Annotated in this window: 15 protein-coding genes and 3 tRNA genes; 8 read left to right on the top strand and 10 right to left on the bottom strand. The window is 72.1% G+C overall.

Features of this window, described 5'->3' with window-relative positions:
• Positions 1 to 53: 53 nt before the first annotated feature.
• Together PV796_RS21205 and PV796_RS21200 are read left to right on the top strand one after the other, a co-directional pair.
• On the top strand, positions 54 to 1,214 hold the full coding sequence (locus PV796_RS21205) for a Leu/Phe/Val dehydrogenase (protein WP_274919161.1): 1,161 nt from the start codon (positions 54 to 56) through the stop codon (positions 1,212 to 1,214).
• Between the two features lie 310 nt (positions 1,215 to 1,524).
• A complete protein-coding gene (locus tag PV796_RS21200) occupies positions 1,525 to 1,773 on the top strand; it encodes a DUF3073 domain-containing protein (protein WP_274914894.1) in 249 nt (82 codons plus the stop codon).
• Positions 1,774 to 1,935: 162 nt separating this feature from the next.
• Here PV796_RS21200 and purM read toward each other — a convergent pair whose 3' ends face one another.
• The gene (gene purM, locus PV796_RS21195) at positions 1,936 to 3,006 is read right to left on the bottom strand and encodes a phosphoribosylformylglycinamidine cyclo-ligase (RefSeq protein ID WP_274914893.1); all 1,071 of its coding nucleotides are present in this window, start codon (positions 3,004 to 3,006) and stop codon (positions 1,936 to 1,938) included.
• Positions 3,007 to 3,039: 33 nt separating this feature from the next.
• Positions 3,040 to 4,599: an amidophosphoribosyltransferase gene (gene purF / locus PV796_RS21190; protein ID WP_274914892.1), complete on the bottom strand. Its 1,560-nt coding sequence runs from the start codon at positions 4,597 to 4,599 to the stop codon at positions 3,040 to 3,042.
• Between the two features lie 43 nt (positions 4,600 to 4,642).
• Here purF and PV796_RS42410 point away from each other — a divergent pair, with 43 nt between their 5' ends.
• Both PV796_RS42410 and PV796_RS21185 read left to right on the top strand, forming a co-directional pair.
• Complete coding sequence (locus PV796_RS42410) at positions 4,643 to 4,852, top strand: putative leader peptide (RefSeq protein WP_446750613.1); 210 nt, start codon at positions 4,643 to 4,645, stop codon at positions 4,850 to 4,852.
• A 239-nt stretch (positions 4,853 to 5,091) separates the two neighbouring features.
• The gene (locus PV796_RS21185; protein ID WP_274919160.1) at positions 5,092 to 6,573 is read left to right on the top strand and encodes a sulfatase family protein; all 1,482 of its coding nucleotides are present in this window, start codon (positions 5,092 to 5,094) and stop codon (positions 6,571 to 6,573) included.
• A 34-nt stretch (positions 6,574 to 6,607) separates the two neighbouring features.
• Here the strand turns inward: PV796_RS21185 and PV796_RS21180 are convergent, their stop codons facing one another.
• The 6 genes from PV796_RS21180 to purS form a co-directional block, all read right to left on the bottom strand.
• A complete protein-coding gene (locus PV796_RS21180; RefSeq protein ID WP_274914891.1) occupies positions 6,608 to 7,405 on the bottom strand; it encodes a maleylpyruvate isomerase family mycothiol-dependent enzyme in 798 nt (265 codons plus the stop codon).
• Between the two features lie 125 nt (positions 7,406 to 7,530).
• Complete coding sequence (locus tag PV796_RS21175) at positions 7,531 to 7,740, bottom strand: hypothetical protein (protein ID WP_274914890.1); 210 nt, start codon at positions 7,738 to 7,740, stop codon at positions 7,531 to 7,533.
• A gap of 11 nt (positions 7,741 to 7,751) precedes the next feature.
• Positions 7,752 to 8,303, bottom strand: a complete 552-nt coding sequence (locus tag PV796_RS21170; RefSeq protein ID WP_274914889.1) for an ArsR/SmtB family transcription factor — start codon at positions 8,301 to 8,303, stop codon at positions 7,752 to 7,754.
• 166 nt (positions 8,304 to 8,469) lie between these two features.
• Positions 8,470 to 10,722, bottom strand: coding sequence for a phosphoribosylformylglycinamidine synthase subunit PurL (purL, locus tag PV796_RS21165; protein WP_274914888.1), 2,253 nt, complete (start codon positions 10,720 to 10,722; stop codon positions 8,470 to 8,472).
• Positions 10,719 to 11,477, bottom strand: a complete 759-nt coding sequence (gene purQ / locus PV796_RS21160) for a phosphoribosylformylglycinamidine synthase subunit PurQ (RefSeq protein WP_274914886.1) — start codon at positions 11,475 to 11,477, stop codon at positions 10,719 to 10,721. The genes purL and purQ overlap by 4 nt, the downstream gene beginning before the upstream one ends.
• On the bottom strand, positions 11,474 to 11,737 hold the full coding sequence (purS, locus tag PV796_RS21155; protein WP_274914885.1) for a phosphoribosylformylglycinamidine synthase subunit PurS: 264 nt from the start codon (positions 11,735 to 11,737) through the stop codon (positions 11,474 to 11,476). Before purS ends, purQ begins: the two co-directional genes overlap by 4 nt.
• Before the next feature lie 300 nt (positions 11,738 to 12,037).
• Between purS and PV796_RS21150 the strand changes: the two genes are divergently transcribed.
• The 4 genes from PV796_RS21150 to PV796_RS21135 all read left to right on the top strand — a co-directional run bounded on the left by PV796_RS21150 (position 12,038) and on the right by PV796_RS21135 (position 13,236).
• Positions 12,038 to 12,358, top strand: coding sequence for a histone-like nucleoid-structuring protein Lsr2 (locus PV796_RS21150; protein ID WP_274919159.1), 321 nt, complete (start codon positions 12,038 to 12,040; stop codon positions 12,356 to 12,358).
• A 119-nt stretch (positions 12,359 to 12,477) separates the two neighbouring features.
• A tRNA-Gly gene (locus tag PV796_RS21145) sits at positions 12,478 to 12,549 on the top strand.
• Positions 12,550 to 12,622: 73 nt separating this feature from the next.
• Positions 12,623 to 12,695: transfer RNA gene (locus tag PV796_RS21140), tRNA-Gly, on the top strand.
• 468 nt (positions 12,696 to 13,163) lie between these two features.
• Positions 13,164 to 13,236: transfer RNA gene (locus PV796_RS21135), tRNA-Gly, on the top strand.
• A gap of 50 nt (positions 13,237 to 13,286) precedes the next feature.
• Here PV796_RS21135 and PV796_RS21130 read toward each other — a convergent pair.
• The gene (locus tag PV796_RS21130; protein WP_274914884.1) at positions 13,287 to 14,186 is read right to left on the bottom strand and encodes a phosphoribosylaminoimidazolesuccinocarboxamide synthase; all 900 of its coding nucleotides are present in this window, start codon (positions 14,184 to 14,186) and stop codon (positions 13,287 to 13,289) included.
• A 109-nt stretch (positions 14,187 to 14,295) separates the two neighbouring features.
• The gene (locus tag PV796_RS21125; RefSeq protein WP_274914882.1) at positions 14,296 to 15,531 is read right to left on the bottom strand and encodes an MFS transporter; all 1,236 of its coding nucleotides are present in this window, start codon (positions 15,529 to 15,531) and stop codon (positions 14,296 to 14,298) included.
• Between the last annotated feature and the right edge of the window lie 34 nt (positions 15,532 to 15,565).

Here is a 15,565-nt window from a genome sequence, read left to right as displayed (position 1 = left end):
TACGCTCATCCCAACCGGCCCTCCCCACCCACAGGAGGGCGTCCTTCGTGACTATGGGAGTCACCACAGTGACCGACGTACGTCCTGCCGCCTCCCCCGAGTTCTCCGCCCCGTTCGAGCCGGGGACGCCTCCCCCCGCCGCCCCCGGTGGCGCGTTGCAGACCCTGTTCCGCACGGAGCAGGGCGGCCACGAGCAAGTCGTCCTCTGCCAGGACCGCGCCAGCGGCCTGAAGGCCGTGATCGCCGTCCACAACACCGCGCTGGGCCCCGCCCTCGGCGGCACCCGTTTCCACGCCTACGCCTCCGAAGAGGAGGCCCTGCTGGACGCGCTGAACCTCTCGCGCGGCATGTCGTACAAGAACGCCCTGGCCGGGCTCGACCACGGCGGCGGCAAGGCCGTGATCATCGGCGACCCCGAACTGGTCAAGACCGACGAACTGCTGCTCGCCTACGGCCGGTTCGTGGCGTCCCTCGGGGGCCGCTACGTGACCGCCTGCGACGTCGGCACCTACGTCGCCGACATGGACGTGGTCGCCCGGACCAACGAGTGGACCACCGGCCGCTCGCCGGAGAACGGCGGCGCCGGCGACTCCTCGGTGCTGACCGCCTACGGCGTCTTCCAGGGCATGCGGGCCTCGGCGCAGCACCTGTGGGGCGACCCCACGCTGCGCGACCGGAAGGTCGGCATCGCCGGCGTCGGCAAGGTGGGACACCACCTCGTCGAGCATCTGCTCAAGGACGGCGCCGAGGTCGTGGTCACCGACGTCCGCGCCGGGGCGGTGGACCGGATCCTCGACCGCCACCCCCGGGTGACCGCCGTCGCCGACACCGCCGCGCTGATCCGCACCGAGGGCCTCGACCTCTACGCCCCCTGCGCGCTCGGCGGTGCGCTCAGCGACGAGACGGTGCCCGTGCTCACCGCGAAGGTGGTCTGCGGCGCCGCCAACAACCAACTCGCGCACCCCGGCGTGGAGAAGGACCTCTCGGACCGCGGCATCCTCTACGCCCCCGACTACGTCGTGAACGCCGGCGGGGTCATCCAGGTCGCCGACGAGCTCCACGGCTTCGACTTCGACCGGTGCAGGGCGAAGGCCGCGAAGATCTTCGACACCACGCTGTCGATATTCGCTCGTGCGAAGGCGGACGGTATCCCGCCGGCCGCGGCGGCCGACCGGATCGCCGAGGCGCGGATGGCGGAGGGGCGTCGCGCCTGATCCGACGCGGCCCAAGTGGCCAGAAACACACCCTTGTGCGGCCCGTCGCGGGGGCTGGGGGAGACATCTCTCACCACCCGTCGGCGGGTCGCCGTACAGGACAGGTTAAAATCGCAGTTGACCAGCGTGGACGGGGCGCCGTGCCGGTCGTACCGAGCGGTGGGTGATGCGGGCGACGTACCGTATGGCCGCGGAAGCAGGTACCGTTAAAGCCCTACAGGCCGGTCTCTCTGTCGAGAGCCCGCTCTGAATCATGAACGCGTGTCAAGACTCTGGGGCCAATGAGCCCCGTCACTGAGGGGGTCGACCCATGGGGCGCGGCCGGGCCAAGGCCAAGCAGACAAAGGTCGCCCGCCAGCTGAAGTACAGCAGCGGTGGGACGGATCTCTCACGACTGGCCGACGAGCTTGCATCGCAGTCGGACCAGCAGCCTCCGAACCGAGAGCCGTTCGAGGACGAGGACGAGGACGACGACCCGTACGCGCGGTACGCAGAACGGTACAACACCGAGGACGACGAAGAAGAGGGCCACTCCTCGAACCAGCGTCGTCGCGCCTGATCGCGCTGCTGACCGCCGGTCCAGCAGCGCCCAGGCGCCTTCACGCGTCGTGCGCTCACGGGACTCATAACACCATCACGGACCCGGTCCGGGGAATCCCCCAGGCCGGGTTCTGTGCTGCGCGCGGGACCACCGGACCGGCGGTCCCGCGTGCCTTCGGTGTCAGCTCGCGTAGTCACCGGTGAGGGTCACAGCCTCTGCGTGAGCGCCGCGCTCGACGATCTCGCCGCTGACCCAGGCGTCCACGCCGCGGTCGGCGAGGGTCGTCAGGGCGACGTCCGCGGACTCCTGGGGGACCACGGCGATCATGCCGACGCCCATGTTCAGGGTCTTCTCCAGCTCCAGGCGCTCGACCGAGCCGGCGGTGCCGACGAGGTCGAAGACCGCGCCCGGCGCCCAGGTGGCACGGTCCACCGTGGCGTGCAGGCCGTCCGGGATCACCCGGGCCAGGTTGTTGGCGAGGCCGCCGCCGGTGATGTGCGAGAAGGCGTGCACCTCGGTGGTGCGGGTCAGGGCCAGGCAGTCCAGCGAGTAGATCTTGGTGGGCTCCAGCAGCTCCTCGCCGAGGGTGCGGCCGAGCTCCGGGACCTCCTGGTCCAGGGACAGGCCGGCGCGGTCGAAGAGGACGTGGCGGACCAGGGAGTACCCGTTCGAGTGAAGTCCGGAGGAGGCCATGGAGATCACCACGTCGCCCTTGCGGATGCGATCGGCGCCCAGGACCCGGTCGGCCTCGACCACGCCCGTGCCGGCGCCGGCGACGTCGAACTCGTCCGCGCCCAGCAGGCCCGGGTGTTCGGCGGTCTCGCCGCCCACCAGCGCGCAGCCGGCCAGCACGCAGCCCTCGGCGATGCCCTTGACGATCGCGGCGACCCGCTCCGGGTGGACCTTGCCGACGCAGATGTAGTCCGTCATGAACAGCGGCTCGGCGCCGCACACGACCAGGTCGTCGACGACCATGGCGACCAGGTCGTGGCCGATGGTGTCGTAGACGCCCATCTTGCGGGCGACGTCGACCTTGGTGCCGACGCCGTCGGTGGCCGAGGCCAGCAGCGGACGCTCGTAGCGCTTGAGCGCGGAGGCGTCGAAGAGGCCGGCGAAACCGCCCAGCCCGCCGACGACCTCGGGGCGGGTGGCCTTGGCGACCCACTTCTTCATGAGGTCCACGGCACGGTCGCCGGCCTCGATGTCGACGCCCGCGCTCGCGTAGCTGGCACCGGTTGATTCAGCGGACATGGCTGAGAACTTTCGTTTGGGTGGGTACGAGCTCTACGGGCGACGCAGCGCGTCGGCGCCGCCGACCCCGGCGGTGAGCGTGCGGACGCCGTCCACGTCGGACGAGGCCGGGGCCTTGGTCTCGGACTCCAGGAGGTGCTTGCCCAGCAGCTCCGGGTCCGGCAGCTCCATCGGGTACTCGCCGTCGAAACAGGCGTGGCACAGCTTCGACTTGTCGATCGCGGTCGCCTCGATCATGCCGTCGATGGAGATGTACGCCAGCGAATCGGCGCCCAGCGACTTGCCGATCTCCTCGACGCTCAGCCCGTTGGCGATCAGCTCCGCGCGGGTGGCGAAGTCGATGCCGAAGAAGCACGGCCACTTGATCGGCGGGGACGAGATCCGGATGTGGACCTCGGCGGCGCCGGCCTCGCGCAACATCCGGACCAGGGCCCGCTGGGTGTTGCCGCGGACGATCGAGTCGTCGACGACCACCAGGCGCTTGCCGCGGATGACTTCCTTGAGCGGGTTGAGCTTGAGGCGGATGCCGAGCTGACGGATGGTCTGCGAGGGCTGGATGAAGGTCCGGCCGACGTAGGAGTTCTTGACCAGGCCGGAGCCGTAGGGGATGCCGCTGGCCTCGGCGTACCCGACGGCGGCCGGGGTGCCGGACTCCGGGGTCGCTATCACCAGGTCCGCGTCGGCGGGCGCCTCGGCGGCCAGCTTGCGGCCCATCTCCACCCGGGAGAGGTAGACGTTCCGCCCGGCGATGTCGGTGTCGGGGCGGGCGAGGTAGACGTACTCGAAGACGCAGCCCTTGGGGCGGGCCTCGGCGAAGCGCGAGGCGCGCAGGCCGTTCTCGTCGATGGCGACCATCTCGCCGGGCTCGATCTCCCGGATGAAGCTGGCGCCGACGATGTCCAGGGCGGCGGACTCGGAGGCCACCACCCAGCCGCGCTCCAGGCGGCCGAGGACCAGCGGGCGGATGCCCTGCGGGTCGCGGGCGGCGTAGAGCGTGTGCTCGTCCATGAAGCAGAGCGAGAAGGCGCCCCTGACGTGCGGGAGGACGCGCGGCGCGGCCTCCTCGACGGTCAGCGGCTTGCCGTCGTCGTCGACCTGGCCGGCCAGTAGGGCGGTCACCAGGTCGGTGTCGTTGGTGGCCGCGACCTGGGTCGCCCGGCCACCGTCGCGGGGCAGCGCGGCGACCATCTCGGCCAGTTCGGCGGTGTTGACCAGATTGCCGTTGTGGCCGAGCGCGATCGATCCGTGCGCGGTGGCGCGGAACGTCGGCTGGGCGTTCTCCCACACCGAGGCACCGGTGGTGGAGTAGCGGGCGTGGCCCACGGCGATGTGGCCTTGGAGGGAACTGAGGGAAGTCTCGTCGAAGACCTGGGACACCAGGCCCATGTCCTTGAAGACGAGGATCTGGGAGCCGTTGCTCACCGCGATGCCCGCGGACTCCTGTCCACGGTGCTGCAGCGCGTACAGCCCGAAGTAGGTGAGTTTGGCGACCTCTTCACCCGGGGCCCAGACACCGAAGACGCCACAGGCGTCTTGCGGGCCCTTCTCCCCGGGGAGCAGGTCGTGGTTGAGTCGTCCGTCACCACGTGGCACGCCCCAGAGTCTAGGGCAGGTCGCGCATTCATCCGAACCGGGGATGGTCGGCGGCCTGGAGGGATGCATGAACGGGACGTTGCGGATGGTTGACGTGCCCACGGCCACGCGGCCAGGATTCCTGCCCATGCAGACCCCGCAGCCCTTGGCGCGCCTGGTGCGTCACCGGGTGCCCCGCCGCGCGCCGCGCCTCGTCCGGCGCCGCCACGTCGATCTCGGTCGGCTGGCCAGCGCCGTCTGTCGCCGCGGCTGACGACAGTGGCCTCGCGCCGCCGCCGAGGCCGCGCCACCGCTTCTGAGCTGCACTTTCGCGTTCTTCGTCGCTGCTGAGGCAGAGCCTTTTCTGACCTTTTACGGCAGTTTTCCCGCACTGTCCGTATGCCACGGCGGTGTGAGATGCGCGACGTCCCGCTGACCGCCCGCCTCCCCGCCGTCCCCGGGGGCGCGGCGCGTGCCCGTACGGCCCCCGACGACTTCCAGGAGAGCCGACCGATGTCCTCCGTCGATCCCGCCCTTCCGTCCCCCGCCGACCGCTCCCCCGACCACCCGGCACCGGGTCTCTCCCGGCGCGCCTTCGGCGGGTTGGCCGGCGTCGGCGCCGCGGCCGCCGCGGGCGGGCTGGGTGCGCTCGCGGGCGCACCCGCCGCCGCTGCCGCACCGCCGCGGAACGACGAACGTCCGTTCCGGGCCGCCCCCGGCCGGCGCTCGCGGCGCCCCAACGTCCTGTTCATCCTGGGCGACGACCTCGGGTGGGCGGACCTCTCCTGCTACGGGGCGGCCGGCATCCGCACGCCGCACCTGGACCGGCTGGCCCGGCAGGGCGTCCGCTTCACCCAGGGGTACGCGGGGTCCGCGACCTGCTCGCCCACCCGCTTCTCGCTCTACACCGGCCGCTACCCGGGCCGTACGAAGGGCGGTCTGGCCGAGCCGATCGCGGACCGCGGCGTGGGGCTGGACCCCGGCCACCCCACGCTCGCCTCGCTGCTGCGGGACGCCGGCTACGCCACCGCGCTGATCGGCAAGTGGCACTGCGGCTATCTCCCGGACTACAGCCCCACCCGCTCCGGTTGGGACACCTTCTTCGGTAACTTCGGTGGCGCGCTGGAGTATTACTCGAAGCTGGGCCTCGCCGGGGAGTACGACCTGTACGAGGGCGACGCCACCCATCGGGACCTGCGCTACTACACCCGGATCCTCACCGAGCGGGCGGTGGACCACGTCACCACGGCCGGGCGGGGCGGCGGCCGGCCCTGGCTGCTGAACCTCAACTACACGACGCCGCACTGGCCGTGGATCGCGGAGGGTGACACCGAGGGGAGCGCCGAGATCGCCCGCCGGATCAGGGCGGGCGACCGGAAGGCGCTGTTCCACGAGGACGGCGGTTCGCTCGCGACGTACCGCGCGATGGTCGAGGACCTGGACCGCTCGATCGGTCAGGTGCTGGCCGCGCTCCGGCGCTCGGGCCAGGAGGAGGACACCCTCGTCTTCTTCGCCAGCGACAACGGCGGGGAGCGCTGGTCGTACAACTGGCCGCTGTCCGGGGAGAAGGCGTCGCTCCAGGAGGGCGGCATCCGGGTGCCGACGCTGGTGCGCTGGCCGGCCCGGATCGACGGCGGGCAGGTCAGCCACGAGCCGGTGTTCACGCCCGACTGGACCGCCACCCTCCTGGAGCTCGGGGGCGCCCGCCCGGACCGCGCCCACCCCCTGGACGGGACGAGCCTGGCGGGCTACCTGCTGCGCGGGGAACGCCTCGCCGAGCGGGACCTGTTCTGGCGGGTGCGCGGCGAGAGGGCACTGCGCCGCGGCGACTGGAAGTACTACCGCGGCAAGGGCGGCCGGGACCAGCTCTTCCACGTCGCCGCCGACCCCCGGGAGCAGGCCGACCGGGCCGGGCACGAACGGGAGTTGCTGGCCCGGCTGCGGGCGTCCTGGGAGGCGGTGGACCGGATGCTGCTGCCGTATCCGCCGCAGTGAGCCGCGGCGGCGCGCGGCGCCGGGCCCGGCCCGCTCAGCTCATCACGGGCAACAGGCCGCCGAGGTCGGCCCGTTCGCCACTGGCGCTGACCTTCGCCGCGTCCAGCGCCGCCGCCCAGTCGGCGCGGCCGGTGGCCAGCCGTATCCAGGTCAGCGGGTCGGTCTCGACGACGTTGGGCGGGGTGCCACGGGTGTGCCGGGGGCCCTCGACGCACTGCACGACGGCGAACGGCGGCACCCGGACCTCGACCGAGCCACCGGGCGCCTTGGCGGCCAGCCCGTCGGCCAACAGCCGGGTGGTGGCCGCCAGCGCCTGCCGGTCGAAGGGGATCTCCGTGCCGAGGGCGTCGGCCAGATCGTCGGTGTGGACGACGAGTTCGACGCAGCGGGTGACCAGATAGTCGCCGAGCAGCATCGCGCCGGGGCGGCACGGGATGACCCGGTCGTCCGGCTCGCCGGGCACCACCTGGGCGAACTCCTCGGCGGTGCGCTCCAGCAGCTCCACCGGGTCGTGCCCGGCCGCGAGTTCGCGGACGTGCTCGTCGATGCCGGTGGCGTACTGCGCGGTCGCGGACGGCCAGGCCAGGACGGTCACCTCCGGCTCGGGCGGGGCCGGCAGCCGCAGGGCGCGCACCACGCTGCCGACCGCCATGGACAGATGGGCGGCCAGCTCCCGCACCGTCCAGTCGCCGAGCCGGGTGGGCGCCGCGAGCTGCTCGGGGGTGAGACCGCCCACCACCCGCCGGACCTCCGCGTATTGGGCGGTGACGGCGGCGCGGGTCTTGGCCGGGTCGTACCGGCGGGGGCGCGGGGTGCGGGCGGCGGGAGACATGCGGCCAGCCTAAGCGGCACCACTGACAACCGGACCGGTTCGCCCGGCCGCCGCGGTGCCGCCCGGCGCCTCAAAGGGGCTGCCTGCCCCGCCCGTTGGTGGGGTGTCGGGGCGGCCGGAGGCGGTCAGCCGCTGCTGAGGCGGCGGCCCTGCCACGCGACGGCGCCGACGGTCAGCGACAGGCCCCACGTCGCGCCGGCGAAGCGGGAGAGCGCGTCCACGTAGATCGTGTCGTCGGCCAGGTAGAGCTGCATCGCGTAGGCGAACACCGCGGCGCCCAGCACGGCGAACGCCGCGGCGGCGGACCAGAGCAAACGGCTGTCGTTCTCGGACAAGTGGGCCTCCCCTAGGTGGGCCGGGCGTCGGAGCGCCCGGCGGCAATCAGCATCACCAGCAGCGGGACGACCCGCTCGACCGGTACCTCGTACCGGCCGCGGGTGGTCGTGCGCAGCCAGCCGGCAGCGGTCAACTGCCGTAGGTGGTGGTAGATCTGGCCGGTCGTGCCGGTGCCGTCGAGCTCGGTGAGCTCGGCGGCGGTGCAGCGGCCGTGGAGCACCTCGCGCAGCAGCCGCAGGCGCACCGGCTGGCCGAGCGCCGCGAACGCCTCGGCGGACGCGGCCCAGTCGCCGTCCATGACGGTGTCGGTGGGCAGCCCGTACTGCCACTCGTAGCGCAGCCCGGCCGGGGTCCGCACGGCACCGGTGAACATCACGCCCCCGTTGACGGCGCCCAGGCCGGCGAGTTGCTCCTTGAACCCGTTCAGGGCCCACAGCGCGTCGTTCGCCCCCCGCCTCGGCGTGGACGGTGGCGCGGCGGGCGCGGCGTCGGTCGCCCCGACGGCCTCTTCCAGCGCGGCCAGGCGGCGCTCCAACTCGGCCACCCGCTCTTCCAGATCCACTCCCCCAGATTACGTAGTTACGTAATTACGGGCAAGCCTCCTTGTGCAGCGCCCGGAACCGGCACAGGGCCCGCACCAACGCCAAAACGGCCCGCCAGGCACTCCTGGCGGGCCGTTCCGGCGCGAAAGGTCAACGGAGCGCGCGCACCGCCCTGTTGGGCGGGGCCTAGGCGACGATCCCCGGGAGGGTCGCCTCGTGGGCCGTCCGCAGCTCGCTCAGCGGGATGGTGAACTGCCCCTGGACCGCGAGCTCTTCGCCGTCCACCACGCCGATCCGGGTGGCCGGCAGCCCCCGCGCACCGCACATGTCGGTGAAGCGGAGCTCCTCGCTGCGCGGCACCGCGACGACCGCCCGGCCCGCCGACTCCGAGAAGAGGAAGACGAACGGGTCCAGGTCGTCCGGCACCACCAGCCGGGCGCCCTTGCCGCCGCGCAGGCACGACTCCACCAGCGCCTGGACCAGACCGCCGTCGGAGAGGTCGTGCGCGGCGTCGACCATGCCGTCGCGGGATGCGGAGATGAGGATCTCCGCCAGCAGTCGCTCGCGCTCCAGGTCAACCCGCGGCGGCAGCCCGCCGAGGTGCTCGTGGATCACCTGCGACCAGGCCGAACCACCCAACTCAGCGCGGGTGTCGCCGAGCAGGTAGAGCAACTGGCCCTCCTCCGCGAAGCCGACCGGGGTGCGGCGGGTGACGTCGTCGATGACGCCGAGCACCGCGACCACCGGGGTCGGGTGGATCGCCACCTCGCCCGTCTGGTTGTAGAGCGAGACGTTGCCGCCGGTGACCGGGGTGCCCAGCACCTGGCAGGCGTCGGCGAGCCCGCGGGTGGCCTCCGCGAACTGCCACATCACCGCCGGGTCCTCGGGCGAACCGAAGTTCAGGCAGTCGGAGACCGCGAGCGGCTTGGCACCGGTGGCGGCGACGTTGCGGTACGCCTCGGCCAGCGCCAACTGCGCGCCCGCGTACGGGTCCAGCTTGGCGTAGCGGCCGTTGCCGTCGGTGGCCACCGCGACGCCGAGGTTGGTCTCCTCGTCGATCCGGACCATGCCGGAGTCCTCGGGCTGCGCCAGCACCGTGTTGCCCTGCACGAAGCGGTCGTACTGGTCGGTGATCCACGCCTTGGACGCCTGGTTGGGCGAGCCGACCAGCCTCAGCACCTGGGCGCGCAGCTCGTCGGCGCCCGCCGGGCGGGGCAACTTCCCCGCGTCGTCGGCCTGGAGGGCGTCCTGCCACTCTGGGCGGGCGTACGGGCGGTGGTAGGTCGGCCCCTCGTGGGCGACCGAGCGCGGCGGCACGTCGACGATCTGCTCGCCGTGCCAGAAGATCTCCAGCCGCTCGCCGTCCGTCACCTCACCGATGACGGTGGCGATGACGTCCCACTTCTCGCAGATCGCGAGGAAGCGCTCGACCTTGTCCGGCTCGACGATCGCGCACATCCGCTCCTGCGACTCGCTCATGAGGATCTCCTCGGGCGAGAGCGAGGAGTCGCGCAGCGGAACGGTGTCCAGCTCGACCCGCATGCCGCCGGAACCGGCGCTGGCCAACTCGCTGGTGGCGCAGGACAGTCCGGCGCCGCCGAGGTCCTGGATGCCGGCGACCAGCTTCTCCCGGAAGATCTCCAGGGTGCACTCGATGAGCAGCTTCTCCTGGAACGGGTCGCCGACCTGGACCGAGGGGCGCTTGGCCGGCTTGCCCTCGGAGTCGAAGGTCTCCGACGCCAGCACCGAGACGCCGCCGATGCCGTCGCCGCCGGTGCGGGCGCCGTAGAGGATGACCTTGTTGCCGGACCCGGACGCCTTCGCCAGGTGGATGTCCTCGTGCTTCATCACGCCGACGCAGAGCGCGTTGACCAGCGGGTTGCCCTGGTAGCAGGGGTCGAAGACGACCTCGCCGCCGATGTTGGGCAGGCCCAGGCAGTTGCCGTAGCCGCCGATGCCGGCGACGACGCCGGGGAGCACCCGCTTGGTGTCGGGGTGGTCGGCGGCGCCGAACCGCAGCGGGTCCATGACGGCGACCGGGCGGGCGCCCATCGCGAGGATGTCGCGGACGATGCCGCCGACGCCGGTGGCCGCGCCCTGGTAGGGCTCGATGTACGAGGGGTGGTTGTGCGACTCGACCTTGAAGGTGACCGCGTAGCCCTGGCCGACGTCCACCACGCCGGCGTTCTCCCCGATGCCGACGAGCATCGCGTCGTTCTCGGGGGCCTTCTCGCCGAACTGCTTCAGGTGGACCTTGCTGCTCTTGTAGGAGCAGTGCTCGGACCACATCACCGAGTACATGGCCAGCTCGGCGCCGGTCGGCCGCCGGCCGAGGATCTCCCGGATCCGCGCGTACTCGTCTTCCTTGAGGCCGAGTTCGGCCCAGGGCTGGTCGGCGTCGGGGGTCGTCGCCGCGTGCTTGACGGTGTCGAGGCTCATGCGTTGACCAGCTTCTTCAGGATCGAGGTGAAGAACCCGAGGCCGTCGGTGCGGCCGGTGCCGATCAGCGGCTCGACGGCGTGCTCGGGGTGCGGCATCAGGCCGACGACATTGCCCGCCTCATTGGTGATGCCGGCGATGTCGCGGAGCGATCCGTTGGGGTTTTGGTACCCGTCGGCGGCCGGGCCGTCGGTGAGGTAACGGAAGGCCACCCGGCCCTCGGCCTCCAGCATGTCCAGCGTCCGCTCGTCGGCGACATATCGGCCGTCGATGTTCTTCAGCGGAATGCTGATCTCCTGGCCCCGGTCGTAGTCGGCGGTCCAGGCGGTACCGGCGTTCTCCACCCGCAGCTTCTGGTCGCGACAGATGAAGTGCAGGTGGTTGTTGCGCAGCATCGCGCCCGGCAGCAAATGCGTCTCGGTGAGGACCTGGAAACCGTTGCAGATGCCCAACACCGGCATACCGGCCCGGGCTTGTTCGATCACGGTCTCCATCACCGGCGAGAACCGGGAGATCGCCCCCGCCCGCAGGTAGTCCCCGTACGAGAAGCCGCCGGGCAGGACCACGGCGTCGACCTGGTGCAGGTCCTTGTCGCGGTGCCACAGCGGCACCGCCTCCGCCCCGGCCGCCCGGACCGCGCGCTGGGTGTCGCGGTCGTCGAGCGTGCCGGGAAAGGTGACGACTCCGACCCGGATGTTGCCGCGGCCCGAAGGGCCTCCGTCACGGGTGGTGGTGGGTGACGGGTGGGCGGTCATGACTCGGCCCGCGCGGCTTCGTCGACCCGGACGGTGAAGTCCTCGATGACGGTGTTGGCGAGGAAGGTCTCGGCCATCTCATGGATACGGGCGAGGGCGGCCTCGTCGAGGGGGCCCTCCACCTCAAGTTCGAAACGCTTGCCCTGACGGACGTCGGCGATGCCCTCGAATCCCAGGCGTGGCAGTGCGCGCTGCACCGCCTGCCCCTGCGGGTCGAGGATCTCCGGCTTGAGCATGACGTCGACTACGACGCGTGCCACTGGCACTCCCGGTGGTGTGGTGCGTAAGGCGGTGTCCTCACAGTACCGTGTTCGAAAATCTACGCGCATAGATATGCGACGTGCCCGATCCCGGGTCGGTTACCGGGAGCGTGCCTGCCAGGAAAAATCTGCGAAAAGAACGGGGGGCCGGATTGCGGCAGGACACGCTGACGAAATTAAATGGGCTTCACAATGCAATGCCCATCGCTGTACAAATGAAAAAGCATTGATCCCAATCAGCCGGATCTGGAGCATCACCCCACGTCAACAAGGGGTCGCTCGATGAAAGGACCGATATCCGTGGCGCAGCGCGTAGTAGTGACGCTCTCCGATGACATCGACGGAGGAGAAGCCGCAGAGACGGTCATCTTCGGTTTGGACGGGAAGTCGTACGAGATCGACCTCAATCCCACCAATGCGAAGAAACTGCGCGGCGCTCTCGCCCCGTTCGTGGAGGCCGGCCGCAAGCGGGCCAAGTCCGGCAAGACCTTCCACCGGACCGCGGTGACCGCCGACCCGGCGGCCGTCCGCGCCTGGGCCCGCTCCCATCAGATGGACGTCCCGCCGCGCGGCCGCATCCCCAAGAAGGTCTACGAAGCCTTCAACGCGGCCAACCACTAACCGACTTGCCGACGTCCGCGGGTGCGCACACCGCCGACTTGCACAGCACCCCTACTGATCAGCTAGAGTCTGGAGCACGCCGAGGGGCGAGGCCGAAAGGCCGGGCCCCGAGGAGTCACGCGGGTGTAGCTCAGTAGTAGAGCGCCCCCTTTCCAAGGGGGAGGCGCAGTGTGCAATCCCTGTCACCCGCTCTGACAGTTCAACCGGTCCAAATGATCAGGTAGAGTAGCTGTCGCGCCACCGGTGAAAGCCGAGTGGATGCCTGCGGACGTAGCTCAGTTGGTAGAGCGCAACCTTGCCAAGGTTGAGGTCGCGAGTTCGAGCCTCGTCGTCCGCTCAGAGAAAAGGCCCCGGTTCACGCGAACCGGGGCCTTTGTCGTATTCCCACGCCTCCAAGCCCTGAAGTCCCCAACTGCCCAAGTTCCCGAGTTCCCGGGCGGAAAGGCGGGGCGGCTCCCGGGATCTCGGCCGGCGGGGCGGCCGGGCGCGGTGTCGCGTGCCTTATCGCGGGAAATCGCGGCCACGGGCGCGATGTGGCGGTGAACACAGTGCGAGGCGGGGTGCCGGGGCGGCGGGCGGAAACCGGGCGGCGGGGCGGGCCGGACCTAATGGCGTGGCGACGGGCGGGAGTTGGGGTCGCTCGGGAGCGGGCGAGGGCCGCATCTGGGGCGCGGGTGGGACGCGTTCGCGGGGCGGCCGCGGACGGAGGTGGCTCCGGGGCGTGCGTCGGGGGCCCGGAAGTTGGCTATAGTAGGGCTCGCACCGCGCAGCGGCGAACGGAAACGGAAGCCGGCGCACGGAGCGTGCGGACGTAGCTCAGTTGGTAGAGCGCAACCTTGCCAAGGTTGAGGTCGCGAGTTCGAGCCTCGTCGTCCGCTCAGAGAAAAGGCCCCGGTTCACGCGAACCGGGGCCTTTGTCGTGGGGGCGTCAGGACCAGGGGTGGCCGGTCAGGCGCGCGTACGCCTCCAGGTACTTGGCGCGGGTGCGGTCGACGACCTCCTGCGGGAGGGCCGGCGGGGGCCGCTCGCCGGTGCGGTCCCAGGCCGCGGCGGGCGAGGTCAACCAGTCGCGGACGAACTGCTTGTCGAAGGACGGCTGGGCGCGGCCCGGCTGCCACTGGTCGGCGGGCCAGAAACGCGAGGAGTCGGGGGTGAGGACCTCGTCGGCCAGGGTGAGGCGGCCCTCGTGGAAGCCGAACTCGAACTTGGTGTCGGCGAGGATCAGGCCGCGCTCGCGGGCGATGTCGCGGGCCCGGCCGTAGACCGCGAGGGTCGCCTGGCGGAGCTGGGCGGCGGTCTCGGCGCCGACCTGGCGGGCGACCTCTTCGTAGGAGACGTTCTCGTCGTGGTCGCCGACGGCGGCCTTGGTGGCCGGGGTGAAGATCGGCGCGGGGAGTTCGGAGCCGTCGGTCAGGCCCTCGGGGAGCGCCAGCCCGCAGACCGTGCGGGACTCCCGGTACTCGGCGAGGCCGGAGCCGGTGAGGTAGCCGCGGGCGACGCACTCCACCGGGACCATGGCCAGGGAGCGGCAGACGAGGGTGCGGCCGGCCCAGTCGGCGGGGGCGCCCTCGGGGACCTCGGTGGACAGGACGTGGTGCGGGATCAGGTCCGCGAACTGGTCGAACCACCAGAGTGAGAGCCGGGTCAACACCCGCCCCTTGTCGGGGATTTCGGTGGGGAGCACCCAGTCGTAGGCGGAGATGCGGTCGCTGGCGACCATGACCAGGTCGCCGGCGGCGTTCTGGTAGAGGTCGCGCACCTTGCCGGTGTGCAGGTGGGTGAGACCCGGGACCTGCACGGGCTCGGGCTTTTCTACGAATCCGGACACGCTGCCTCCGCGTAGGTTGATCCAGGAGTCCCGGTGATTCTCCCGTATGCGGGGCGGGGGCTCCGCCGCAGGGTCGCCGTCGGGGGAGCGGCGGCCCCGCGACGGGCGGTCAAGCGGAGGTTCGGGCTCCGGGGCGGGCCACGGCGGCGAGGGTGAGCAGCGCCAGGGCGGCGACGGCGGCCAGGATCGTCGCCGTGGAGAACGCGCCGCCGAGCAGGGTGACCGCGTACGGGGTGCAGAAGCCCAGGTAGCAGACGGCCCAGAAGCGGGCGGTGACGCGGGCCAGGTGGTGCGGGGGCGCCAGGGCGCCGACCTCGGTCAGGCCGTAGGCCACGCACAGGCCGTAGCCGGCGCCGATCAGCGCGGCGGCGAGCAGGGCCACCGCGGGCTGGGCGTGCGCCACGGCCAGCGCGCCGGTCAGCAGGCCGGCGGCGGTGACGAGCAGGCCGGCGACTGCGGTGGCGAGGCGGTGCCGGGCGCTCAGCCGGCGGGCGAGCGGGGCGACGAGCAGGCCGGCCCCGGGGGTGACGGCGGTGACGATGCCCGCGTAGACGGTCCCCCAGCCGCGCAGGCCGGCGTCGACCTGCGCGGGCAGGACGGCGAAGGCGATCGCGGGGGCGGCGAACACCCAGGGGGCGACCGGGAGGACGAGGCGGCGGAACGGGGTGCGGTAGGCGGGGGCGGTGCGCTCCTGGGTCGCGGCGGCCGGGGCCCGGGGCGGGACCGTCTCGGGGGCGCGGGCGGCGCCCAGCGCGGCGGCCGCGGACAGGGCCAGGTGCGGGACGTAGGCCAGGACCATCGGGTGCGGGGCCCACTGGGCTATCAGGGAGGCGGCCAGGCCGCCGGTGGCGAAGCCCGCGGAGAGGAAGAGGCCGGAGCGGCGGGCGGCGGCGCCGGGGGTGGGGGCGGCGCCGTACGGCGCGGTGGAGAGCTCCTTGATCCAGACGCTGCCGGCGGTGAGCAGAGTGCCGGCGCCGACGCCGGTGAGGAAGCGGCCGGGCCACAGCAGGGCGGGCGCGACCGGGCCGCACATCAGCAGGCAGGTCGCCAGGGCCGAGACGGCCAGCGCGGTGAGGGCGACCCGGCGGCGGCCGTGCCGGTCGGCGAGCGGGCCGCCGAGGAGGAGGGCGGGGATCAGGCCGAGCACGTAGACGGCGAAGAGGGCGGTGGTGGTGGCGGCGGTCAGGCCGAGGTGGTCGCGGTAGGCGCCGAGGAGGGAGGAGTACTGGTTGGCGCTCCACCCGGAGGCCGTCATCAGCCAGCCGGCACGGAGCCAGTGGCGGGGGGCGGGGGCCGCGGAGGCGGCCGGGCCGACCGGGGCCGCCGGGGTGTGTGTCAGAGGCATGAGGGCTGTTGTACGGCGCGGGCGGGCCGGCGCG

It is taken from the genome of Streptomyces sp. WZ-12 (assembly GCF_028898845.1).
Lineage (GTDB): Bacteria > Actinomycetota > Actinomycetes > Streptomycetales > Streptomycetaceae > Streptomyces.
Note: the sequence above shows the minus strand (reverse complement) of the source record. Positions and strands in the feature narration are given on the sequence as shown.

Excerpts from the sequence above, each read along its gene's own strand:
- PV796_RS21205 (WP_274919161.1), top strand. The coding sequence starts at position 54 with ATGGGAGTCACCACAGTGACCGACGTACGTCCTGCCGCCTCCCCCGAG.
- PV796_RS21200 (WP_274914894.1), top strand. The coding sequence starts at position 1,525 with ATGGGGCGCGGCCGGGCCAAGGCCAAGCAGACAAAGGTCGCCCGCCAG.
- purM (WP_274914893.1), bottom strand. The coding sequence starts at position 3,006 with ATGTCCGCTGAATCAACCGGTGCCAGCTACGCGAGCGCGGGCGTCGAC.
- PV796_RS42410 (WP_446750613.1), top strand. The coding sequence starts at position 4,643 with ATGGTCGGCGGCCTGGAGGGATGCATGAACGGGACGTTGCGGATGGTT.
- PV796_RS21185 (WP_274919160.1), top strand. The coding sequence starts at position 5,092 with ATGTCCTCCGTCGATCCCGCCCTTCCGTCCCCCGCCGACCGCTCCCCC.
- PV796_RS21180 (WP_274914891.1), bottom strand. The coding sequence starts at position 7,405 with ATGTCTCCCGCCGCCCGCACCCCGCGCCCCCGCCGGTACGACCCGGCC.
- purL (WP_274914888.1), bottom strand. The coding sequence starts at position 10,722 with ATGAGCCTCGACACCGTCAAGCACGCGGCGACGACCCCCGACGCCGAC.
- purQ (WP_274914886.1), bottom strand. The coding sequence starts at position 11,477 with ATGACCGCCCACCCGTCACCCACCACCACCCGTGACGGAGGCCCTTCG.
- PV796_RS21125 (WP_274914882.1), bottom strand. The coding sequence starts at position 15,531 with ATGCCTCTGACACACACCCCGGCGGCCCCGGTCGGCCCGGCCGCCTCC.